1 protein-coding gene is annotated in these 877 nt (G+C 34.0%); it reads right to left on the reverse strand.

The window, feature by feature from the left end:
* Positions 1-463: 463 nt before the first annotated feature.
* Positions 464-817, reverse strand: a complete 354-nt coding sequence (locus tag WOCAOBSORBRA_RS06035; protein ID WP_246165661.1) for a hypothetical protein — start codon at positions 815-817, stop codon at positions 464-466.
* Positions 818-877 lie beyond the last annotated feature (60 nt).

Genomic DNA, 877 nt, shown 5'->3' on the forward strand with positions numbered 1-877 from the left:
TCCTGAGCATTTTGATTCATCATTCTCTTTGTGAAAAACATTCCAAACTTTCTCTCCACTTTTTCTGGGTAAGGTCATTTTTGCCTTGACCAAGAAAAAATTCAGCTATTGCCTTACTTTCTCTTGCAACAACTTCTTCCTTAACAATTTTTCCTTTCTTATCAACGATACTTATAAAAGTTTCTTTTAGTGAGATCGCTATAATATTCCATGAGACTGCTCCTACTAATAAAAGTTTAAATTATTTTTGAAGAACTTATTCTACTGAATTCGTTACTTCGTGCTAAAATAATGGACTCCATCATTCAACAGCAATTACAGTATGTTTACCCTTTTTCTTGTTATTTTTCTAATCTATAGCTAGCGTTCAAAACCATATTCGAAAATACGTTTTCGGATTTTTTTTAATGCTGTTTATTTCATCCTCAACATCGTCTCTACCTTTATGAACTAAGTAGCAGCATTAAAAATTATAACGTACCCCTATCTCTAGAGTTGCATCTGGTATTTGTTTTGCTTTTATACCACTTAGTTGCCCACCCATGGTCATACCAACTGCACCAATTATCTGCGGAGTAATTTCATAATCAACACCTAACTTTAGTTTATAGGAAATAGAACTCAGTATTTTATCTACTACAGATGAACCAGCAGCTTCACCACCTGATTCTGGAGCACCTTGTGTTTCTTCTTCCTTTTCTTTTTCTTCTTGTGAACTATCGCCATCACCATCAACTGTATCACTAACACCAAAGCCAAAAGGTGTTATTTGGAGATATCCTCCTAAACCTCCGCTGACATATATAGTACTTCCCAAAGTAAATGATAAAGGTATAATAAGCTATTTGAGTTATAATGGCGTATAGTGTGGATTTAA

It is taken from the genome of Wolbachia endosymbiont of Cardiocondyla obscurior, from assembly GCF_902713635.1.
Lineage (GTDB): Bacteria > Pseudomonadota > Alphaproteobacteria > Rickettsiales > Anaplasmataceae > Wolbachia > Wolbachia pipientis.